Genomic DNA, 20559 nt, shown 5'->3' with positions numbered 1-20559 from the left:
CGGGACACGCGCTCATTTATCGTGATGACCCGGCAATACTGCGCCAAGCACCTGTTTCGCCGTTTCCACGATCACATTGCCTTCGTTGGGATCGCCTTTCATCAAGGTCGACGCGAACGCCTTGGCCTGGGAAAGCGTGATGTGCGGCGGTAGCGGTGCAATGTTCGGGTCGGCCTTCACTTCGATCACCACGGGGCGGTCTGCTGCCAGCGCCTCGTCCCACGCGTGCGCCATCTGCTCCGCGTCATCCACATAAATGCCCTTCAGGCCGATCATTTCCGCGAACTTGTGATACGGAACGGATGGAATATCCTGCGATGCCTCGAACTTCGGATCACCTTCCATCGCACGCTGTTCCCACGTGACCTGGTTCAGATCCTGATTGTTGAGTACCATGCAGATCCAGCGCGGATCTTTCCAGCTTTGCCAGTACTTCGACACAGTGATCAGTTCGGCCATATTGTTCATCTGCATCGCGCCGTCGCCCACCAGCGCGAATACGGGACGCTCCGGATACGCGAACTTGGCGGCGATCGCATAGGGCACCGCCGCGCCCATCGACGCGAGTCTGCCCGACAACGAGCACATCATGCCGCGCTGCACCTTCAGGTCGCGCGCGTACCAGTTAGCCACCGAGCCCGAGTCGCTCGTCACGATCGAGTTGGCCGGAATGCGCTTGGACAATTCCCACACGGTACGCTGCGGATTGACCGCGTCCTTGCCGGACTCATGGGCGCGTTTTTCCAGCGTTTTCCACCAGTCCGCAGTCCAGCCCTCGATCCGCTTGCGCCATGCGCGATCCTTCTTCTCTTCGAGTAGCGGCAGCAGCGCGCGCAAGGTTTCGCCGCTGTCGCCGACCAGATTGACTTCCATCGGATATCGCAGGCTCAGCATGTCGGCCTTGATGTCGATCTGTACGCCGCGCGCGGCGCCCTCCTTGGGCAAAAACTCCGAATAGGGAAAGCCCGAGTCGATCATCAGCAACGTGTCGCATTCGGTCATCATGTCGTAGCTCGGCTTGGTGCCGAGCAGGCCGATGGAGCCCGTCACCCAAGGCAGATCGTCTGGCAACGCCGCTTTGCCGAGCAACGCCTTGGCGACGCCAGCACCGAGTTTGTCGGCGATGGCGAGCACTTCGTCCGTCGCCCGCAAGGCACCCGCGCCGACCAGAATGGCCACTTTCGTGCCGGCGTTCAGCACGTCGGCGGCTTTCTGAAGGTCGTCGGGGTAGGGCACGAGACGAGGCGCGTTGTAGCCGACGCCCGAATGCAGCGTGCCGTGTTTGCGGCCCGGCGCTTCATAGGGAAGATCCTGGAGATCGTTGGGCAGAATGATCGCGGTGACCTTGTGTTCGGCGAGTGCCGTGCGCACTGCGCGGTCGACCAGATGACGCACCTGAGCGGGCACGGTGGCCTGCTCGACGAAAGCGCCGGCGACGTCCTTGAACAGGGAGACGAGGTCGAGTTCCTGCTGATAATGGCCGCCGAGCCCGGCGCGCGCCTGCTGTCCAGCGAGGGCCAACACCGGCATGTGATCCATGCGCGCGTCGTAGAGGCCGGTGAGCAGATGCGACGCGCCGGGTCCGGAAGTGGCGATGCATACGCCGAGTTCGCCCGTGAACTTCGCGTGTGCCGACGCCATGAATGCCGCCATTTCTTCATGACGCACCTGCACGAATTCAATTGGCTCAATCGCCTGCCCGTTTTTTTCGGCGTTTTTGCTGTTCTTCTGCGCCTCGCTTTGCGCGCGGCTCAACGCGCCGAAAACACCGTTGATACCGTCGCCCGGATAACCGTAAATACGGCGCACGCCCCAGGCATGGAGCCTTTCAATGATGAAATCGCCAACGGTTTGAGACATGAGAGACTCCTTCGCAGTGGTCGTATGAGCATAGGTAGCGACGAATCCGCAGCAAGTGTCGTTCCCTCGGATTGATGGCGAGGCGCCTCGACGGTCCGCTGGTTCTGCAACCCTTCCTCGCCGGGCGTATGCGACGTCGGTCCCTCCACCACGCTCAGCGACATATGATCGATTTCGCGCGCGAACCGATCGGCCGGGTCGATGCCAATCTGTATCCGTGCGTTTTTGCCCTCGCTCAGCTGACCCTTGCGCAATTGCAGGCCGTTATAGCCAAACGCCGGATTCATCTCGGCCCAGTCGTCCGGCCTTCAGGTCGCGGCGAATACTTCGAAGGGTTCTTCGCCGCAAAAAAAACGCCCGGCATTCAGACAATAGAAATAGATGCCGGTGTCCGGCAGTGGGCCGCCGCCTGCCAGCGTATGTTTGAGGCGCTATTGAGTGGGAACGCCCACGTTTTCGCGCAACGTGTGTTGCTTGCATGGCGCTGAGCTGGCAAGCTGGATGTAATTCTGCGGCCCGGTTTTTGCTCAAGCGTCCTGATGATTGTTCCGTGATCGACAGGAGAGCTCAATGCGGATACGCCGGGCCGCGAAACGATGAGGAAGGCTGCCGTAGTCACCGGCGCTGGCGCCGGGGTTGGACGCGCGCCGACGTGGATATGACACGACGCAGCTGTCGCGCGATCAGGCCAGCATCGCGCGCGCCGTCGCTGCGTTGCAGGCGGACTACGGTGTGCGCGATTTCGGCATCCCGACAGAGCTCGCCGATTTCGATGCCGTCGACGCAACCGCTTCACGCCGGGCACGCCACGCCTTACGGACGTGCTCGGGACTCGCGGCTTTCTGCTGATTCATGCCGCTCTGCTCGACCTCTGTCTATGCCTTGTGCGGTTGAAAGCCTGCATCGATCTCCGGCCGCGACAGATGTGCCATCGTATTGACGAGCGTCTTGGCCGACGCGGCCAGGGCGATCGCAAGCACGGCCCGATGATCGAGTCCCGCCGCACGCAGCGCATGAACGTCGCTGTCGGATACCTGCGTGCGCTTCGAGGCAATGGCGGTGGCGAAACATCGCACAGCCTCCAGCTTCGGATCTTCGAGTGCATCGCCGTTACGCAGCGCCTTCACGACGTTGGCCGGCGCCCCGACTTTCTCCGCCAGCGTTGCATGAACCGCGACGCCATAATCAGCCGCGTTTGCGCGGCTGACCGCCGCCATTGCCACCTGTTGGGCGACAGGGCTGAGCGTGGTCTTGCCCAGCGCTTGTAGTGCTGAGATATACGCCTCGAGCACGGCCGGCTCCGCTGCCAGCGCGTATCCGAGATTCGGCACGAAGCCGAACACGCCGCTCATGCTGTCGAGCAGGGGCTTCGCCTCCGCCGGGACTGATGACGCTTCTAACGGTCCGAACAGTACGGCGCCCTGGGCGCGATCCAGCGTGCGAGCCAGGAACGATCGCACGATAGGTGAGACCTCGTCGAGATGCGTCTCGAGCGGGAAATGCCCCGCGTCGATCAGATGGACTTCCGCGTCCGGGAGATCGCGTCGATACGCTTCTGCGCCGGCCGGCAGAAAGAACGGATCGTTTTTGCCCCATACGGCCAGCGTAGGCGGACGGTGCGTGCGGAAATATTCGTGGAAACTCGGATACGCGGCCACGTTCGACTGGTAATCGCCGAACAGATCGAGCTGGATCTCGTCGTTGCCGGGCCGGTCGAGGAAATGCTGGTCGAGCGTATAGCTTTCCGGCGCGATTCGCGTCGCGTCCGATTCGCCGTGCGTGTACTGGAACTGCGTCGTCTCGCTTTTCAGGAGTGCGCGTAGCGCATTGCGATTCGTGTCGCTCGGCTCCTGCCAGTAGGCCCGGATCGGGTTCCAGCCATCGCTGAGCCCCTCCTCGTACGCATTGCCGTTCTGCGAGATCAGCGCGGAGACGCGTTCGGGTCGAGACACGGCCAGCCGGAAACCGACCGGCGCACCGTAATCGAATACGTACAGCGCGTAGCGCGTCAGGTTCAAAGCGTCGGTGAAGCTTTCGATTACCTCGGTGAGATGGTCGAAGGTATAGCCGAACGACTTTGCCTCGGGCGCATCCGAGAAACCGAAGCCCGGCAGATCGGGCGCGATGACGCGGTACTTGTCGGCGAGCCGTTCGATCAGGCCGCGATACTGATGGCTCGAGGTCGGGAAGCCATGCAGCAACAAGACGGTCGGCGCATCGGCTTGCCCAGCCTCGCGATAGAAGATCTTGAGCGCCGAACCGCTGCGGCGGTCCGTGACGGAAACGGTTTGAAACTTGGCAGAGGTCGACATGATAAAGCTCTCAGGGTGACAAGGAGAACGCGCGGTCGCACCGAACTATGCGATACTGAACCGAACGATCGGTACAGTATAGACAGAAGGCAGTGATCGTCAAGTGGATTTTCATGGGATAATTCTCGAAACCCTTGAACCGTACCGAATGATCGGTACTCATTTCGGAGCATTGAATGCCTCCTGCCGCAGTCTCGAAAGACGAAATCGTCGACCGGCTGTTCAACGTTTTCCGTGACCAGGGCTTCGAGGGCGCGTCGCTTGCCGACTTGTCCCGAGCAACGGGACTGGGCAAATCGAGCCTCTATCATCATTTCCCGAACGGGAAGGAGCAGATGGCGAAGGCCGTGCTCGAGCGCGCGACGGCGTGGATCGACGCCGAGATCCTGGCGGCGGCACAAGGCTCAGGATCGCTGAAGGCGCGCGTACGCAGGATCGTTGCCACGTTCGACAAGCTGTATTCGGGCGGGCGATCGCCCTGTGTTCTGGGTCAACTGGCGGGCTCGGAAATCGGCGCCGAGGCGCGTCAGGATCTGCGCAAGGCGTTTGCTCACTGGATCGGCGCGATCGAAGTGCTGGCGCGCGACAGCGGCATGCCGCCTGTGCGGGCGCGGCACTTTGCGGAAGATTGGGTGGCCCTGGTTCAGGGCGTGCTGACCCTGCAGGCGGCGAGCGGGGATGCGGGCCCGTTCAAACGGGCCATGAACACGCTGCTCGATCTGACGAAGGACGAAACGTCTCGTTCCTGATTCATGACGGTTTGGCAAACCGGGACAGGGATTCCCTGAGCCGGGGTGTCACGAAGTCGAGAAAGCGTCGCAGTTTGAGCGGCATCATGTTGCGGGAAACGTGGACGAGCTGGATCGGCACCGGATCGAATTCGAAGGCCTCCAGTACGATCTCGAGCTTGCCGGCTTCGATAGCCTCTGCGACGTGGTAGTGCAGCAACTGCGTGAACCCGAGACCGCGAACGGCGGCAGCGGCGGCCGAGTCGGGTGACGACACCCGGAGCCTTGGCGCAATCGGGATGGTGACAAGCCGTTCCGTATCGGGGCACCGGAAGGTCCAGTCCGGCGATAGCATCGGACCGTTGAACACAACGCACGGAAGTTCTGCCAGATCGGCAGGCACCCGGGGCACGCCGCGTTCTGCCAGCAACGCGGGGCTGGCGCACACAACCGGGCGAAACGCGCCGATTCGCGTTGCGATCATGCTGCTGTCGGGCAGCCTTCCGATACGCACCGCCAGATCGACATGCGCGTCGACCAGATCGACATTGCGATCCGACTGGGTCAGTGTGACGTCGATTTCCGGAAACAAGTCCAGAAAGTCCATGATCTCCGGCAGCACATAGAGTCGTCCGAGGAGTACCGGCGTTGTGATCGTGAGTTCCCCGCGCGGCGCCGTGAATTCTCCCGTCGCCTCACGTTCCTGTTCCGCAACCAGTTCGAGAATCTGTCGAGCCGTAGTCGCATAGGCGACTCCTGCATCCGTTAGCGCCAGCTTGCGCGTCGTACGCGTGAGTAGGCGCGTGCCGAGTTGTTCTTCAAGATCCGTGACCCTGCGCGTAAGCGTTGGCACCGGCACGTTCATTTCCCGCGCGGCGGCCGAGAAACTGCCTTTCTGAATCGCGGCGAGCAGCATCGTCATGGCTTCGAGTCGGTCCACGTCACTTGTCCATTTTTTGAGGAAATCAAAATCGATTTTAGTGGATTCAACATCAATGCGTTGGACGGCATGATGCGGCATTCGCGATAACGATTCGTTTCCAAAGGACTTGTTCATGCAGCCCTCCGATCTTTTCTCCCCCGGTGCGCTCGGTGGAATTCACATCCCGAACCGTGTCGCTATGGCGCCGCTTACGCGGGCTCGAGCCGATCTCGATGGCGTGCAGACATCTCTCGCCGCCGAGTATTACAGTCAGCGCGCATCTGCCGGACTTATCGTTGCAGAAGCAACTAATGTTTCGCGGCAAGGCCGAGGTTATGCCTACACCCCTGGCATCTACACGGAAGCACAAGCCAGAGCATGGCGTCAGGTGACCGATGCGGTCCACGATGCCGCCGGCACGATCGTGCTGCAGCTCCTGCATACCGGACGGATTTCGCACGTGACTCTCCACGAGGGGGCGCGTGCTCCCGTCGGACCCTCGGCGATTCAGGCTGGCGGCACCGTGTTGACCGCCGCCGGCATGCTGCCGCCGTCCATGCCGCGCGCGCTGCAGACGGACGAGATTCCCGGTGTGATCGACGAGTACCGACATGCGGCCCGGATGGCGGAGCAGGCCGGGTTCGACGGCGTCGAGATTCACATGGGTAACTGCTTCCTGCTCGAGCAGTTCCTGCGGGACGGCACAAATCGTCGGGACGATCAATACGGCGGTTCGGTCGAGAACCGGCTGCGTCTGCCTGTCGAGGTCGCGGAGGCCGTGGCCGAGATCTGGGGCGCCGGGCATGTGGGCGTGCGATTGTCTCCGGTCAAGACCACGATCGGTGAAACGCCGCTCGACAGCGATCCGCAGTCGACCTATGAGCGGCTTGCCGAACGGCTCGGCGCTCTGGGCCTGGCCTATCTGCATTGCATCGAGGAGCGTGCGCCGGCCGGAACGGCGGGAGCTTTCGACTTCCAGTCTCTGCGTCGCGCGTTCGACGGCGCGTATATCGCGAACGGCGGCTACGATCGCGCGCTGGCGGCCGCCGCGATCGCGACCGGCCATGCAGATATGGTCGCTTTCGGCAAGGCGTTTATCGGCAACCCCGATCTGGTCGATCGGCTGCGTCTGGATCGGCAGCTGACGGAAGCGTCTGCGAAGACATACTACGGCGGCGGTGCGAAGGGCTATACGGATTATTCCCGGTATCAGGCCGGCTGAGCCGGGATGCTTTGCGCGGCCGGCGGCCGCGACATGATTTCCTCGTCGTCACCCGAATGGCGGCATGTCCATTGAGGGATATCAGTATTCCTCTTTAATATCTGTATGAAGGAAGCAAAATGAAACTGAAGAACAAGGTTGCACTGATCACCGGCGGTACGTCGGGCATCGGCCTGGAAACCGCGAAGCTGTTCCGCGCGGAAGGCGCCTCGGTCATCGTGCTCGGCTCGAACGCGGAGCGCCTCGCGGCAGCCGGCAAGGAAATCGGCGGTGATGTGCTGCTGCTGTCCGCCGATCTGCGCAAGCCGGCCGATATCGAACGCGCCATCGAAGCCGCGCGCGCCAGTTTCGGCCGCATCGACGTGGTGTTCGCCAATGCCGGTGCCGGCAAGGTCGCGCCGCTCGAGGCCGTCACCCCGGAACTGATCGACGAACATTTCTCGCTGAATTTCACGGGCCTGTTCCTGACGGTGCAGAAGGCTGTTCCGTTCATGCAGAACGGCGGCAGCGTGGTGGTGACGACGTCGTTCCTCGACACCGTCGGCATGCCAGGCCTGTCTCTGCTGGCCGCAACGAAGGCGGCCGTCCGGTCGCTGGTCCGCACGCTGGGAGCAGAGCTGGCCCCGCGCGGTATCCGCGTGAATGCCGTGAGCCCGGGCGCGATCACGACGCCGTTCTACGGCAAGCTGGGTCTTACCGACGAGCAGCTCGCAGCAACCGCGGCCGCCATTCAGGCCAGGGTGCCGCTGCAGCGCTTCGGCGAGTCGATTGAAATCGCCAGGAGTGCGGTGTTCCTGGCCAGCGACGATTCGTCATACACGACGGGCGTTGAACTGGTGGTCGATGGCGGGCTGACGCAATTCTAAGAATCAGCTCGAATTCCCGATCGAAGCACGGGGCGGGTTCTGCTGGCATTTCCTGCTGGTGGTCCTCGTCGGAATCGTTCGGAGTTCAGGTAAAGCTTTTCAAACAGGCAGAACTTCAAGATGAAAGCGCGAATTCTTCTGGCAGCGGCGGTCGCATTGATGACAAGCCATGCGGTGCAGGCAGCACCCCTGGAGTCCATTTCGAGCACGACGTCCTATCATCGTGTCACAGTCGATGGGATACGGATCTTCTATCGGGAGGCCGGTCCGAAGGATGCGCCGACGATCGTATTACTGCATGGGTTTCCGTCGTCGTCGCGTGAATTCGACCCGCTGATTCCGTTACTGGCTGCGCACTATCACCTGATCGCGCCGGACTTTCCGGGTTTCGGGCAGAGCGATGCACCGTCTCCGACGGCATACACGTACACGTTCGACCATCTGGCACGGACGACCAGCGAGTTGCTCGATCAGATCGGAGTAAGTCGCTACAGCCTGTACCTTCACGACTACGGTGGGCCAGTCGGCTTCCGGATCATGGTGGCGCACCCCGAGCGCGTGCAAACGCTGGTCATCCAGAATGCGAATGCCTACAGGGAAGGGCTAGGCGTGAAATGGACGGGCATCGCCCAATACTGGGCCGATCCCAAGGCACACCCTGAAGTGCTGGATACGTTCATCTCGTTTGCTGCGACCGAGCAGCGGCACACGGCCGGGACGCTGCATCCCGAGCGATACGATCCCGATACGTGGACTGACGAGTATGCACATCTGTCGCAATCCGGTCAGCGCGAGATCCAGGGCGCTCTGCTGTACGACTACCGGACGAATGTCGCTTCGTATCCGGCCTGGCAGGCGTGGCTGCGTGAACACAAGCCGCCGACCCTGGTGGTGTGGGGCAAGAATGATCCGTCGTTTATCGCGCCGGGGGCTGAAGCCTACGGGAGGGATCTGCCCAGAGCGGAAATTCATCTGCTCGACGCCGGGCATTTCGCATTCGATGAACAGGTCGACGAGATCGCAGGCCTGATGCTCGATTTTCTGAAAAAAACGGCTACTGATCGTAGTCCGGACGCGGCGGCAAGCTTTGTCCTGCCTTAACGGCGCGAGGTCACCCAGATGGGCATACAGTTGCCACCAGGCATCGCACCGGGCAATCCACTCGCGCCGTTTCTCACGCGCCGTGTGATCGGCAACCGCCAGGAAGTCACCCTGGGCTCCGGCTTTATCGTCAGCGCCGACGGCAACATCCTGACCAATCGCCACGTAGTCGGCAACGCCGGTGTGGTCGACGTGAAACGGACCGACAAGCGGGAGTTCAGGGGACAAGTGATCGGCAGCGATGCGCTGTCCGATGTCGCAGGAATCAAGATTGACTCGGACAGCTTGCCGATAGTAACGACCGGCAACCCGAGTCGTGCTGACGTAGGCGATTAAGGACTGTCATTCGTGATACCGATCGACGTTGCATTGGATGTGAAGGACCAATTGTTAAAGGCTGGCCAGATGAGCCGCGGACGTCTCGGTGCCGCAGTTCAGGAAGTGAGCCAGTCGATTGCACGCTCATTCGGCTTGTCGAAACCGGACGGGGCGCTGATCAGCACGGTCGAGTCTGGTGGGCCGACGGCGAGGGCGGGGCTCCAGGCGGGTGACGAAACATTCCCAGCACACGCGATTTTGCGCCAGAATTCCGAATGCCGATTCCTCCCCCGATGTTCATGGACCGTTCCGCGCCGCTACCCTCCCTTAATTCCATACGTGCTTTTGAAGCAACGGGGCGTCTGCTGAGCGTATCGAAAGCAGCGAACGAACTCGCCGTGACACCGGCGGCTGTGAGCCGACAGGTGAAGACGCTGGAAGGCTTTCTCGGTGTGGCATTGTTCGAGCGCGTCAAAGGACGGCTCGAGCTGACTTCGGCGGGTGCGCGCTATCTCGCCGAACTGATGCCGTTCTTTGCGGGCCTGCGACAGGCGACCGACAGCATTCGTACGGCAGGGCGACGCTCGCAGGTACTCAAGATTCGTTGCCCCGCCACGTTCGCGGTCCGCTGGCTGATACCGCGGCTCGCCAGTTTTCACCGGCAGCATGACGACGTCGACGTGCAGCTCACCACTTCGTCGGCGCCGCTCAACTTCGAGCGCGAGGATATCGACGGCGGAATCCAGCTCGGCGATGGCAACTGGCCTGGTCTTTCTGCTCAGAGGCTCATTCCCAATGAACTCGTACCCGTCGCCGCGCCATCGCGCAAAGTGCGGGCGCGAAGCAGACTGCAGGGGGAGACGCTGTTGCACTCGCTCGCGCGCGCCGATGACTGGGCGCTATGGATGAAAGCGGCGGGGTTCGCGCTCGACGGGCGTCGTCGCGAAATGCGCTATGAGACCTCGCTGCTAGCGTATCAGGCCGCCATCGAAGGACATGGCGTGGCGATCGCGCAAAAGGCGTTGGTGCGGGCAGAACTCGATAACGGGCAACTGGTCGCGCCATTTCGCCTGGAGCTCGACCGTGGCGCTTATACGTATTACTTCGCATGGCCGGCCACGCGTCGCCCGTCCGCGGCATTAACGACCTTCCGCGACTGGCTGGTCTCACTCGTGCAGACCGCCGGCACCTTTTAACAAAAACTCAAAGCCCCGTTTCGAAAAAGTCGATTGTTCCTGTGATGGCGCGAATCTAATCTGCGCCTATGGTTCGACGCAACGTCGGACCCGGAGACAGGACCACGACGAATGATTCGAGACAGTTTGAAAGACGTGCGCGTGCTCGACTTCTCGCACGTGCTGGCGGGACCGGTGTGTTCGATGACGCTTGCCGACCTCGGCGCCCACGTCGTCAAGATCGAGCCGCCCGGCGGCGAAATCGGCAGGCAGATCGGTCCGCCGTGGCAGAACGGCGTGAGCCCGGCGTTCATGAGCGTCAATCGCGGCAAGTACAGTCTCGCCATCGATCTGAAGACCGATGCCGGACGGCGGACTATTACGACGATGGTGCGCAAGGCGGACGTGCTCATCGAGAACTTCCGGCCGGGCGTCATGGCCGCGATGGGACTCGGCTACGACGCGCTTCGCGCCGTCAATCCGAAGCTCGTCTATTGCTCGATTTCGGCGTTTGGGCAGCGCGGCGAGAGCACCGGGCGGCCGGGGGTCGATGGCGTGATACAGGCCGTCAGCGGGCTCATGAGCACGCTCGGTACGGCGCATGGCGATCCTCTGAAGGTGCCGGTGCCCGTCGCCGACATGATGGGCGGCTACCTCGCCACGATCGCCGTGCTCGGCGCGCTGCACACCGTGCGCACGAAAGCGGTGGGGCAGCACCTCGACGTGAGCCTCTACAACTCGACGCTGATGCTGCAGCAGATCGCGTTCGCGGCGTTTTTCGCTTCGGGGGCCGATCCGGAGAAGGTCGGGAGCGCGGCGCCCTATGCCTGTCCGAACGAAGCCTTCCGTACCCGCGACGGCTGGATGATGGTCGTGGCCTACCATCCAGGCCGCTGGAGCGCGTTGTGCGAATTGCTCGATGCGCCCGGTCTCGAAACCGACGCGCGCTTCGCCACCAACGATGCCCGCGTACTTCACCGTGCGCAACTGCACGGCATTCTCGACGCGCATTTCGCCCGGCGCAGCACCGCCGAGTGGATCGACATGCTGTCGGCGCGAGATATTCTCTGCGCGCCCGTGACGACTTACCGCGAAGTCATCGAGACGACGGAGTATCGGGAAAGCGGCATCGCCCGTACTGTCGCGCATCCGGTGGCGGGCCGCGTAAGAACACATGGCTTCGCACTCGGGCCTTCCGATGCGCCTGCGCCGGACGAAACACCGGCTCCGATGACCGGGCAGCATACGCTCGAAATGCTCGGCTTCTATGGGATAGACGAAGACGAAGTCGCGGCGCTGCTGAACGCCGGCGTGATACGCGCAAGCGCGGCTCATGCCGGGACGGCGTAGGAGAGCCAGCATGGAACGACAACTCATACGAAGCGAGCGGCGTGGAAAGGTCGCGCTCGTGCGGCTCGCGTCCGATAACACGTTGAACCCCCTCACGGACGCGCTGATCGACGCACTCGTCTTGGCGATGCAACACATCGAGTCCGATCCCGCCGTGCACGCGACCGTGCTGACGGGTTCGGAAAGGGCGTTCGCGGCGGGCGCCGATATCGTCGCCATGTCGAAGCTCGACTACGCCACGGCATTCTCCGAAGACTATATCGGCCGCAACTGGGACCACTTTCGGGCGCTGCGCAAGCCGGTCGTCGCGGCGGTCGGGGGTTACGCGCTCGGCGGCGGATGCGAGCTCGCGATGATGTGCGACATCGTGATCGCGGCGCGCAATGCGATGTTCGGTCAGCCCGAAATCAAGCTCGGGATCGTGCCCGGCGCGGGCGGTACGCAGCGCCTGCCGCGCGCGGCTGGCAAGTCGACGGCGATGCTCGCCTGTCTCACCGGCGAATCGTTGACGGCAAGCGAGGCGCTCGCGTGCGGACTGGTGTCGAAAGTGGTCGAGCAGGAAGTGCTGGTCGATGAAGCGTTGCGGATCGGCGAGCAGATTGCCCGGCATTCGCTGCCCGTCATTCTGGCCATCAAGGAAGCCGTCAATCGCTCGTTCGAATCGTCGCTGGCAGAGGGACTGTTGTTCGAACGAAGGCTCTTTCATGCCGGCTTCGCGCTCGCCGACCAGAAGGAAGGCATGGCCGCGTTTCTCGGCCGGCGTAACGCCGCGTTTTCCAACCGATGAAGCGCCACAACCCCGGATTCAACTCAGGAGGCAGACCGTGCAGGAAATGGGACTGAATGAAGCGCCGCTCGTGCGCTACTCAGTGGAAGAGGGCGTGATGACACTCACGCTCGATGGCGCCGCGAATGGCAATGCGCTCACGGTGGCGATGACCGAAGCGTTATCGGACGTGCTCGAAAACGTCAACCGGCGGGACGACGTGCACTGTCTCCTGTTGCGATCGTCGTCGAAGCACTTCTGCACGGGCGGAAACGTCAAGGACATGCAGAGCGGCAAGGATCTGATGGACGGCGGCATCGAACAGGTGCGTGAGCGCCTGCGCAGGAGTCTGCACCGGATCACGCGCGCGCTGAACGAACTGGAGGTGCCTTCGATCTGCGCAGTCAACGGTGCCGCGGTCGGCGCAGGCTGCGACCTCGCGCTGATGTGCGATATCCGGCTCGCGGGAACGCGGGCTGTCTTCGCGGAAAGCTTTCTTCGGCTCGGCCTTGTGTCGGGCATCGGTGGCGCATGGTTTCTGTCGCGCATCGTGGGGCCTGCGAAGGCGCTTGAATTGACGCTGACCAGCGAATTCATCGATGCCGAAGCGGCGAAGCGACTCGGCATCGTCACAAGCGTTTATCCCGATGACGCGCTTGAGCGCGAAGCGCTCGCGCTCGCGCAGCGCATCGCCGGCAGTCCGCCGCTCGCGCTGCGTATGGCGAAAAAGCTGGTGCGCGAGTCGTCGCAGTGTACGTTGTCCGCCGCGCTCGAAATGGCGGCGAACATGCAGGCCATTCTGCTTTGCGGGAGCGAGCACAAAGAGGCGGTATCCGGCTTCCTTGAACAGCAGGCTCGACAGAAATCGAAGCGGACTGAATGCGGCGCCGCCTGACACATTCATTGGAGGAGACAAACATGATCACCGGACCTCGCAAGGTTCATCGTCGTCCCGGCATGTTGCGGATCATCGTGACATCCAGTCTGGGAACGATGCTCGAGTATTACGACTTCTTCGTCTACGTCGCGTTGACCGCAACACTGACGCATCTGTTTCTTCCGTCCGCCGACAAGTCCGTGGCGGCACTCGCCGGTGTCGCCACCTTCGGCGTCGCCTATGTGGCACGCCCGCTGGGAACCGTGATCTTCAGTCCTATGGCCGACCGGGTCGGCCGCAAGAAGACCTTCGTGATCACCCTCGCGATCATGGGAGTCGCCACCGTCGGCATCGGTTGTCTGCCGACCTACGCAGCCGCCGGCATGGCCGCGCCTGTCGCGCTTCTCACACTGCGCGTCGTGCAGGGCGTCGCGATCGGCGGCGAGTACGGCTCGGCCGTCGTGTACGTCATGGAACATGCGCCCGAAGGCCGCAAGGGTATGGCGACCAGCGTCCTGCAGGGCACGGCGAGCATCGGCTTGCTGCTTGCGCTGGTCGTCGTGTCGGCGCTGAAGCTCTCGCTCGATGCGGCCAGCTTTCTGGCCTGGGGATGGCGTGTTCCGTTCCTGATCTCGGCGCCGATCGTGGCCGTCGCTACGTGGATACGGCTGGGCATGACGGAGACGCCGGTGTTCGCGGAGATGCGGGAGGCGGGCCGGCTGTCGAAGCGGCCCTTGCGGGAGACACTGTCAAACAGAACTTCCTGGAAAGCCATTCTGGTTGCGATGTTCGGCGCGCAGGGCGGCACGTCGGTGTCGCTCTACACGTCGATCGTCTACATGCTCTATTTCCTGCAAAACGTTCTCCAGGTCGAACCGACGCAGGCGAACCTGTGCCTCGGTGCCGGCATCCTGATTGCCGCGCCGCTGTACCCGGTGTTCGGCAAGCTGTCGGATATCTTCGGGCGCGCGCGCGTCATGTTGATCGGCATCGTCATGTGGATCGCCATTGTTTATCCGGCGTTCGCGGGCATCAGGGCAGGCGTGGCGTCGTCACAGTGGATCGCAGTCTCGCTGCTGATCGCCGTGCTTGCCGTGCTGACCGCAATGATCATGTCGCCGCTGCCCGCTTTTGTCGCCGAATGCTTTCCTCCACAAAGCCGAACGACCGGGTTCGGCCTCGCGCAACAACTCGGCAACGTGATGTTCGGCGGGTTTCTGCCATTGATCAGTCTGTCGCTCGTCAATCTGACGGGCAATCCGCTCGCGGGCGTCGGGTATTCGGTCGTCTCGCTGTTGCCTTGTCTCGTCGTGACGTGGATCTGGGGCCTGAAGCAGGATGCGCGGATGAGAAACGCGCATGGCGGCGGGATGCCGGCGCATCCCGCCGCTGAGACGATGACCACCCGCTGAGCCAGGCACGAGCCAGGCGCGAGCCGGTGGCCTGACGGGAAACACAGGTCCGAAGATTTCGGTCGAGCGGCGCCAGGCGGAAGCACGCCGCACTCCTTGCAGCGTTACATCGGCGGGGCGACGCCGTCCTTTTCGACAACGACGAGTTTGCCGTCATAGGTGCCGACGGTCTTCGGAGTGGCTACGACGAAAACCTTCTTGCCCGTTGTCAACTCAGCGCGGGTTGCCGGAATAAGCGTTACGACCGGTACGTTCGCCGGCACGGTGATCGTGTTGGTGCCGCCCTTGTACGACAGTTTGAGATCACGTCCGCTGGTGCCTTGCACCACAGTATCCACGTTGGCGTTCGTCATCGTGCTGTTGGCGCCCAGATCCCACGCGTAGTGGCCTTCGCCGGTCCCACGCGCGGCTTCCGGGAAGACCAGCACTTCCTTTGCTGTCAGCTTGCCATCCGGACCGGGCATGGCGGCCGCACCGACGTAAGAGCCCGGCTTGATATCGGAAAGCTGGATCGGCTTCACGGCGTTCACACCGGACGACTCCTGCATGTCGATGGTCACGGTGTCCCCGCTGCGCCGATGCACTTTGAGCGTGCTGCCTGCGAATGACACAATTTCGCCGCGGATTCGTTCGGGCTTGTCGGCGGGGGATTGGGCGAATGCTGCGCCGGCGAGCGTGAGCGCGGCAAAGGAAACGGCGAGCTTGAAACGTGTGGACATAAGTGCTCCGAGAGGTTGGTTGAGGTGAGAAGATATTTGCGACGTGTGGTTCAGGATCCACCGAACCAGTTGTAGCCCTGGTTTTCCCAATAGCCGCCGGGGAATTCGTTGGTGACGGAGATGGCGACGATGTGCTTCGGGTTCTTGTAGCCGAGCTTGGTGGGCATGCGAAGCTTCATGGGGAAGCCATACTTCGCGGGCAGAATGCTGCCGTCATAAGTCAGCGTGAGCAGCGTCTGCGGATGCAACGCCGTCGGCATGTCGATACTCGTCCAGTAGTTGTCAGCGCAGTGGAGCGCGACATATTTTGCGGTTGTATCGGCGCCGGCCAGCCGGAGAAAGTCGGCGAATCGCACGCCGCCCCATTTGCCGATCGCGCTCCAGCCTTCGATGCAGATATGCCGCGTCACCTGGCTCTGCTGCGGCAATGCATGCAGTTCGTCGAGCATCCAGACGCGTTTGCCTTTGACGAGACCACTGAGTTCGAGGCGGTAGGTGCGTGTGTCGACCTCCGGCACCTGGTCGATGTCATAGTAAGCATTGAACGGGAATGGCCGCGTGATCATCGATTCCGGATAGGTCGGGGCCAGGTTGCGCGGATCGAACAGCAGGGCTTGCGCGCTATCGTTGAATGAAGACATTCTGCGCAGCATGGTGTTGACCGATCTGTCGTTCGTCAGATCGCAGCCCGACAGCAGCGCGAGTCCGCCCAGGGTCAGGATTCGTTTGCCGAACAGGCGGCGCGCGGACGATTGGAGCTCCTTTTCTGCATCCTTGATGATGGATGCGGCGTCGGGTCGCTGTACGGATTTTCGTGAAGTCATGGTTAGCGGCCCCGAATCATGGTGAGCAAGGATCGCGGCACCAGCGCAACCATCACGACGTGTATCGTGAAGAAGCCGACCAGCACGCTCATCGCGACAAAGTGGACGATGCGGGCGTTGTCAAAGCCTCCCATCAAGGTACGGAGGAGCGGTAACTGAACCGGCTTCCAGATAGCCAGGCCTGATAACACCACGAGCACGATGTCGGTGATCACGACGAGATAGGCAAACTTCTGCACTGCATTGTATTGGCTGAGATCAGCATGACCGAGCTTGCCGCGCAGCGCGGCCACCAGGTCGGTGGCAATCGCGCGAAGGCCGAGGGGAAAGAATTTTTTGCGCAGGCGTCCCGTGATAACGCCGAGGATCAGATAGGCGGCAAAGTTTGCGACCAGTATCCACATGACCGCGAAGTGCCAAAGCAGCGCACCACCTAGCCAGCCGCCCAGCGTGATGGACTGCGGAAAGCGGATCGCCCTGAAGATGGGCGACGCCTCGTACACTTGCCAGCCGCTCAGGCACATAACGATGACAGCGGCCGCATTGATCCAGTGGAAGATGCGGACCCATACGGGATGTATCGTTGTGTGCTTCAAGGTAACCTCACTGTGGACGGTATTGAAAGTGGAAAGCGTGTCCTGCGGCTGTCGGCGGCGAGCGGAAAACAACTGCGCATCGCGCCTGTCCGCGCAGACTCAGCTCGAATCCGGGCTCGTGAAAGCGAATCACGTTGCGCGGTCGTCATCTGGATCCGTGTATCTTGGTTCCGGATAAGAATCGCATCCGGCGAGGCGCAACGGTATCGGTCAAATGACCGACCCGGGTGCAGTCTTCCGAGGCGCTGAGGGCAAGGTGCACGCGTGCTGATTGACCATAAGGCCGTGTTGGCGCATGGGCTCCGCACTGCGGCTGAGCAGACGGCGCCAAAGCCGAATTTGCGGACGGCCATAGGCTTTTGTTCGCAGACTGCCGACTGCACGGCGGCGAGCATTCCGGGATCGGTCATTTGACCGATCCCGTTGGGGCGGCAGACCTGAGACTATTGTCTTTCTCGGGCTCCCGGTAAGCCACGATGCGCCACAGTCGATACCCCAGGCGGTCGTTCGCAGCGCACCGATGCGCGCCGACAGCATGGGCAGATATCCATTTTTATTATCGTTCTACCGATCATTATTGGAGTGTGAATGATGGATCGTCACGCAGCTACTGCGCGGACTCACAACGAGCGTTGGTTGAAGCACTATTACTTTGTCCGGGCAGCGTTTTCGGCTGTTTGGGTTGTGCTTGCCTTTTCTGTCGGGCAGTATTCCCCGGGCATTGCGGCAGCTTTGCTCGTCGCCTACCCTGTATGGGATGCGCTGGCCAACTATGTCGATATGTCACGTAGCGGTGGTCCCTTCGAAAATCGCACGCAAGCACTCAACACGGCGGTGAGCCTGGCAACGGCGGTCGCCGTCATCGTCGCGCTGCGGCTAAGCATGACCGGTGTGCTTCAGGTAGTCGGCGTTTGGGCTGTGTTATCCGGTTTGCTCCAACTCGGAACTGCAATGCGGCGCTGGAAGAATTTTGGCGCGCAATGGGCGATGATACTGAGCGGTGCACAGTCGTCGCTGGCTGGCGTGCTATTCATAGTGCAAGCGCACAAGCCTACGCCTGCCGCGATCGTCAAGGTGGCCAGTTATGCCGCGGTGGGGGCCATTTACTTCCTGGTCTCGGCGACATGGCTGTCCGTGAGTGAAATGCGGCGGAAGGTTTCCTGACGCTCTGAGCAGCAGTCCACTGATGCGACGCTACCTGTCATTTGCGTCAGTGGACGCGCGCTGGATCTGTCTGCGCTGTTAATGGCTGCTAGCCCGCGCCGCGTCATCGACGCACGCCAAAGGCCCAAAACGTGGTCGTTTTTTTACGGTTTGACAACGAAAGATGGGTGCCCGATGCGTCGGCCGGGACTGTTCAGCCGCGCCCTACCCATTGCTGCGGGGCGCTTGCAAGCGGTCGGGCGCGAGGTTTTCTGGTTCGTGAGGATATGCACATTACCGATCGGAGCAAGGACGTCGTCAAATCGGGCGGCGAATGGATTGCGTCAATCGAACTGGAATGATTTAGACGATGACAGTACCGACATTTCTTCCTCGGAGGGCCTTGTCCGATACCGTCAATTTGATCGTTAGCGATGCCTCGCATTGGTAACGATCGACGCCCAGTCAGTTTTTCGTCCATCCGAATGCGTGGATCGATTTGACTGGGTGTGCAATTGAGACCGCTGCGCTGGGGATTTCGACCTATCGGTAGTGGGCGGCCGCCATACCGCATCACGATGCATTCGCGGCAATCTGAGCAGCGGCCTGCACGCGTAAGGGCCGAACCTCCTCGACGATGTGACCTTCTTCGAGCCGGATGTAGCGGTCGGCCGCACTGAAGTAGCGGTCGTCGTGCGAAATCACGATCAGGGTCTTGCCCTGGCGTTTCAGGTCAGGAAGGATTTCGGTGTAGAAGATGCGCCGGAAAGTCGGATCCTGGTCGGCGGCCCACTCGTCGAGCACCATCACCGGGCGGCGTTCTAGGTAGGCGTGCACGAGAGCGAGCCGCTTGCGCTGCCCGGTCGACAGATCGGTAGTCGTGAACGCGCCGTCGCGCACCGAGACCTTGTGCGCGATCTCGAAACGTTCCAGGTACTTCTGTGCGTCGGCGGTGAGGGTGGCTTCGCCGGGAATCAGCGTGTCGAACAGGTAATAGTCCGAGAATACCGCCGAGAAAAGCTGGCGATAGTCGTCGAGATGTTCGTCGCGCACCGCTTCGCCGTTGAGCAGCAACTGTCCTGCGTCAGGCTGATACAGTCCGAGCAGAAGCTTGATCAGCGTGGTCTTGCCGCAACCGTTCTCACCGACGATAAAAAGCGTCTCGCCGCGTTCGATCGTGAGGCTGACCGGCCCGAGTTCGAAGCCGCCGCCGACGCTATCCGTTCCGCTTGTTCCTCTATCCGCGGCAGAGGCGTCGCGTTCGTCCTGCGGTCTGGCGAAGCGATAGCGGGCACCGGCGAGCGCGATCGTATCGAGCACGTCGGCGAGCCGCCCGGGCGAGCCGGTTTCGTGGCCAGCGACGAGCGACGGCTCGCGGGTCGAAAACCGTGCGGAGAGCTCGGCGATGCGCTGAAACGCAACTTGCGCGCGGCCGATCGCCGGCAGCGCGCCGACAATCTCCTGGACCGGCCCTTTCATATACAGCAGGACCAGCACGAAGCCGGTGATGATCGTGCGATCCGCGCCCGGCGACCACGTCTGCAACGTCAGCATCAGACCGACCACGATAAAAAACAACAGCGAACCGAATGCATTCGCGCTGACGAAGACATTGGCGGCGCGCACGCGCAGCCGGAAGATCGCCTCGATGGTGCCGGACAGTTCGTGTTCGTAGACGAAGCTGCGGCGCTGGCCGTTCAGGCGCAGCTCCTTGGCGCCTTCTGTGATCGAACGATAGTATTTCTGCAAACGGTCTTCGGCTTCGCGCGCCGCGCCGAAGCGGCGAATCCCCACGCGCCGTGCCAACGTTTGCACGATCGAGCCGAGCGCGATGGCGACGAGCGCGATGACCAGCAACACGGGCGACAACACAAACAGATAACCGAGACAGCCGACGATCGTCGCGGTGGCGATGGCGAGGCTCGAGAACATGAAGGAAAACGAGCTGATCGTATCGATGTCCTGATTCAGTGCGGTGATCAGCCGATGGCTGCGAAACTGTTCGATCTGACCGATCGGGGCAGCCATGATTTTCTCGCACAGATTCTTGCGCAGCATCGCGATGACCCGCTGGCCGACGAGATTGTTGCCGATGTCCGAGATGACTTCGCCCGCGAGCACCAGCACGCACAGTCCGGCGAAGCTCCACAGCAGGGTCGGCAAGGCCGCGGCGCCGTCATGCAGCGTGCGATTCGTTACTGCCAGCAGGGCGGCGGTGGCGATGCCGCTCGCGGCGCCCATTGCCGTGGCGAGTACGGTAATCGGCCAGAGTCGCTTAAGCAATCTGAGCAGTTCCGCAAGCATCGTGTTCTCCTGGAATATCTGAAGTTCTGGTGCAAAAAGATTGAATGGTGGGCAGCGCGGCATG

General features: G+C 61.9%; 18 protein-coding genes and 1 pseudogene. 12 read left to right on the top strand and 7 right to left on the bottom strand.

The genetic code is table 11. The features are described 5' to 3' along the window. Positions 1-12 precede the first annotated feature (12 nt). Positions 13-1860, bottom strand: coding sequence for a thiamine pyrophosphate-requiring protein (locus NE850_RS19870; RefSeq protein WP_310699295.1), 1848 nt, complete (start codon positions 1858-1860; stop codon positions 13-15). A 164-nt stretch (positions 1861-2024) separates the two neighbouring features. On the opposite strand from NE850_RS19870, the gene NE850_RS19865 reads away from it, so the two are divergent. Then, positions 2025-2348 carry a hypothetical protein gene (locus NE850_RS19865; protein ID WP_007181459.1) on the top strand — a complete coding sequence of 108 codons (324 nt, stop codon included), beginning with the start codon at positions 2025-2027 and terminating at the stop codon, positions 2346-2348. 387 nt (positions 2349-2735) lie between these two features. Here the strand turns inward: NE850_RS19865 and NE850_RS19860 are convergent, their stop codons facing one another. Next, entirely contained in the window at positions 2736-4172 is a 1437-nt protein-coding gene (locus tag NE850_RS19860) for an alpha/beta fold hydrolase (RefSeq protein ID WP_007181460.1), read from the bottom strand. A gap of 176 nt (positions 4173-4348) precedes the next feature. Here NE850_RS19860 and NE850_RS19855 point away from each other — a divergent pair, with 176 nt between their 5' ends. Next, positions 4349-4921 carry a TetR/AcrR family transcriptional regulator gene (locus NE850_RS19855; RefSeq protein ID WP_310699294.1) on the top strand — a complete coding sequence of 191 codons (573 nt, stop codon included), beginning with the start codon at positions 4349-4351 and terminating at the stop codon, positions 4919-4921. 1 nt (position 4922) lies between these two features. On the opposite strand, the gene NE850_RS19850 is transcribed toward NE850_RS19855, so the two are convergent. Continuing rightward, on the bottom strand, positions 4923-5840 hold the full coding sequence (locus NE850_RS19850; protein ID WP_035518563.1) for a LysR family transcriptional regulator: 918 nt from the start codon (positions 5838-5840) through the stop codon (positions 4923-4925). A 115-nt stretch (positions 5841-5955) separates the two neighbouring features. Here NE850_RS19850 and NE850_RS19845 point away from each other — a divergent pair, with 115 nt between their 5' ends. The 9 genes and pseudogenes from NE850_RS19845 to NE850_RS19805 all read left to right on the top strand — a co-directional run bounded on the left by NE850_RS19845 (position 5956) and on the right by NE850_RS19805 (position 14909). After that, positions 5956-7044, top strand: a complete 1089-nt coding sequence (locus NE850_RS19845; protein WP_007181463.1) for an alkene reductase — start codon at positions 5956-5958, stop codon at positions 7042-7044. Positions 7045-7163: 119 nt separating this feature from the next. Then, on the top strand, positions 7164-7910 hold the full coding sequence (locus NE850_RS19840; RefSeq protein WP_310699293.1) for an SDR family oxidoreductase: 747 nt from the start codon (positions 7164-7166) through the stop codon (positions 7908-7910). A gap of 120 nt (positions 7911-8030) precedes the next feature. Continuing rightward, positions 8031-9011 carry an alpha/beta fold hydrolase gene (locus NE850_RS19835; protein ID WP_007181465.1) on the top strand — a complete coding sequence of 327 codons (981 nt, stop codon included), beginning with the start codon at positions 8031-8033 and terminating at the stop codon, positions 9009-9011. A gap of 93 nt (positions 9012-9104) precedes the next feature. Beyond that, a pseudogene (locus NE850_RS19830) lies at positions 9105-9563 on the top strand (S1C family serine protease); the annotation flags it as partial. A gap of 65 nt (positions 9564-9628) precedes the next feature. Further along, positions 9629-10525: a LysR substrate-binding domain-containing protein gene (locus NE850_RS19825; RefSeq protein ID WP_035518564.1), complete on the top strand. Its 897-nt coding sequence runs from the start codon at positions 9629-9631 to the stop codon at positions 10523-10525. Between the two features lie 111 nt (positions 10526-10636). Further along, the gene (locus tag NE850_RS19820; RefSeq protein WP_310699292.1) at positions 10637-11854 is read left to right on the top strand and encodes a CoA transferase; all 1218 of its coding nucleotides are present in this window, start codon (positions 10637-10639) and stop codon (positions 11852-11854) included. A 10-nt stretch (positions 11855-11864) separates the two neighbouring features. Continuing rightward, positions 11865-12641, top strand: a complete 777-nt coding sequence (locus tag NE850_RS19815) for an enoyl-CoA hydratase-related protein (RefSeq protein ID WP_007181468.1) — start codon at positions 11865-11867, stop codon at positions 12639-12641. 46 nt (positions 12642-12687) lie between these two features. Next, positions 12688-13515, top strand: coding sequence for an enoyl-CoA hydratase-related protein (locus NE850_RS19810; RefSeq protein WP_035518051.1), 828 nt, complete (start codon positions 12688-12690; stop codon positions 13513-13515). A gap of 23 nt (positions 13516-13538) precedes the next feature. Then, positions 13539-14909, top strand: coding sequence for an MFS transporter (locus tag NE850_RS19805; RefSeq protein WP_007181470.1), 1371 nt, complete (start codon positions 13539-13541; stop codon positions 14907-14909). A 104-nt stretch (positions 14910-15013) separates the two neighbouring features. Here the strand turns inward: NE850_RS19805 and NE850_RS19800 are convergent, their stop codons facing one another. The 3 genes from NE850_RS19800 to NE850_RS19790 are packed head-to-tail and all read right to left on the bottom strand — an operon-like array spanning position 15014 to position 17048. Continuing rightward, entirely contained in the window at positions 15014-15628 is a 615-nt protein-coding gene (locus NE850_RS19800) for a hypothetical protein (RefSeq protein WP_310699291.1), read from the bottom strand. A 50-nt stretch (positions 15629-15678) separates the two neighbouring features. Next, positions 15679-16452, bottom strand: a complete 774-nt coding sequence (locus NE850_RS19795; RefSeq protein WP_165186233.1) for a molybdopterin-dependent oxidoreductase — start codon at positions 16450-16452, stop codon at positions 15679-15681. A 2-nt stretch (positions 16453-16454) separates the two neighbouring features. Further along, positions 16455-17048, bottom strand: coding sequence for a cytochrome b/b6 domain-containing protein (locus tag NE850_RS19790; RefSeq protein WP_165186230.1), 594 nt, complete (start codon positions 17046-17048; stop codon positions 16455-16457). 588 nt (positions 17049-17636) lie between these two features. Between NE850_RS19790 and NE850_RS19785 the strand changes: the two genes are divergently transcribed. Further along, complete coding sequence (locus tag NE850_RS19785; RefSeq protein WP_035518053.1) at positions 17637-18212, top strand: DUF308 domain-containing protein; 576 nt, start codon at positions 17637-17639, stop codon at positions 18210-18212. Positions 18213-18764: 552 nt separating this feature from the next. On the opposite strand, the gene NE850_RS19780 is transcribed toward NE850_RS19785, so the two are convergent. Next, positions 18765-20495 (bottom strand): cyclic peptide export ABC transporter, encoded by a 1731-nt coding sequence (locus NE850_RS19780; RefSeq protein WP_007181474.1) that lies wholly within the window; start codon positions 20493-20495, stop codon positions 18765-18767. Positions 20496-20559 lie beyond the last annotated feature (64 nt).

The sequence above is a fragment of the Paraburkholderia sp. USG1 genome (genome assembly GCF_031570135.1).
GTDB classification, from domain to species: domain Bacteria; phylum Pseudomonadota; class Gammaproteobacteria; order Burkholderiales; family Burkholderiaceae; genus Paraburkholderia; species Paraburkholderia dioscoreae.
Note: the sequence above shows the minus strand (reverse complement) of the source record. Positions and strands in the feature narration are given on the sequence as shown.

Coding starts and splice junctions, on each gene's coding strand:
- NE850_RS19805 (WP_007181470.1), top strand. CDS start 13,539: ATGATCACCGGACCTCGCAAGGTTCATCGTCGTCCCGGCATGTTGCGG.
- NE850_RS19870 (WP_310699295.1), bottom strand. CDS start 1,860: ATGTCTCAAACCGTTGGCGATTTCATCATTGAAAGGCTCCATGCCTGG.
- NE850_RS19860 (WP_007181460.1), bottom strand. CDS start 4,172: ATGTCGACCTCTGCCAAGTTTCAAACCGTTTCCGTCACGGACCGCCGC.
- NE850_RS19810 (WP_035518051.1), top strand. CDS start 12,688: ATGGGACTGAATGAAGCGCCGCTCGTGCGCTACTCAGTGGAAGAGGGC.
- NE850_RS19855 (WP_310699294.1), top strand. CDS start 4,349: ATGCCTCCTGCCGCAGTCTCGAAAGACGAAATCGTCGACCGGCTGTTC.
- NE850_RS19820 (WP_310699292.1), top strand. CDS start 10,637: ATGATTCGAGACAGTTTGAAAGACGTGCGCGTGCTCGACTTCTCGCAC.
- NE850_RS19815 (WP_007181468.1), top strand. CDS start 11,865: ATGGAACGACAACTCATACGAAGCGAGCGGCGTGGAAAGGTCGCGCTC.
- NE850_RS19825 (WP_035518564.1), top strand. CDS start 9,629: ATGGACCGTTCCGCGCCGCTACCCTCCCTTAATTCCATACGTGCTTTT.
- NE850_RS19785 (WP_035518053.1), top strand. CDS start 17,637: ATGATGGATCGTCACGCAGCTACTGCGCGGACTCACAACGAGCGTTGG.
- NE850_RS19780 (WP_007181474.1), bottom strand. CDS start 20,495: ATGCTTGCGGAACTGCTCAGATTGCTTAAGCGACTCTGGCCGATTACC.
- NE850_RS19795 (WP_165186233.1), bottom strand. CDS start 16,452: ATGACTTCACGAAAATCCGTACAGCGACCCGACGCCGCATCCATCATC.
- NE850_RS19800 (WP_310699291.1), bottom strand. CDS start 15,628: ATGTCCACACGTTTCAAGCTCGCCGTTTCCTTTGCCGCGCTCACGCTC.
- NE850_RS19835 (WP_007181465.1), top strand. CDS start 8,031: ATGAAAGCGCGAATTCTTCTGGCAGCGGCGGTCGCATTGATGACAAGC.
- NE850_RS19865 (WP_007181459.1), top strand. CDS start 2,025: ATGATCGATTTCGCGCGCGAACCGATCGGCCGGGTCGATGCCAATCTG.
- NE850_RS19845 (WP_007181463.1), top strand. CDS start 5,956: ATGCAGCCCTCCGATCTTTTCTCCCCCGGTGCGCTCGGTGGAATTCAC.
- NE850_RS19840 (WP_310699293.1), top strand. CDS start 7,164: ATGAAACTGAAGAACAAGGTTGCACTGATCACCGGCGGTACGTCGGGC.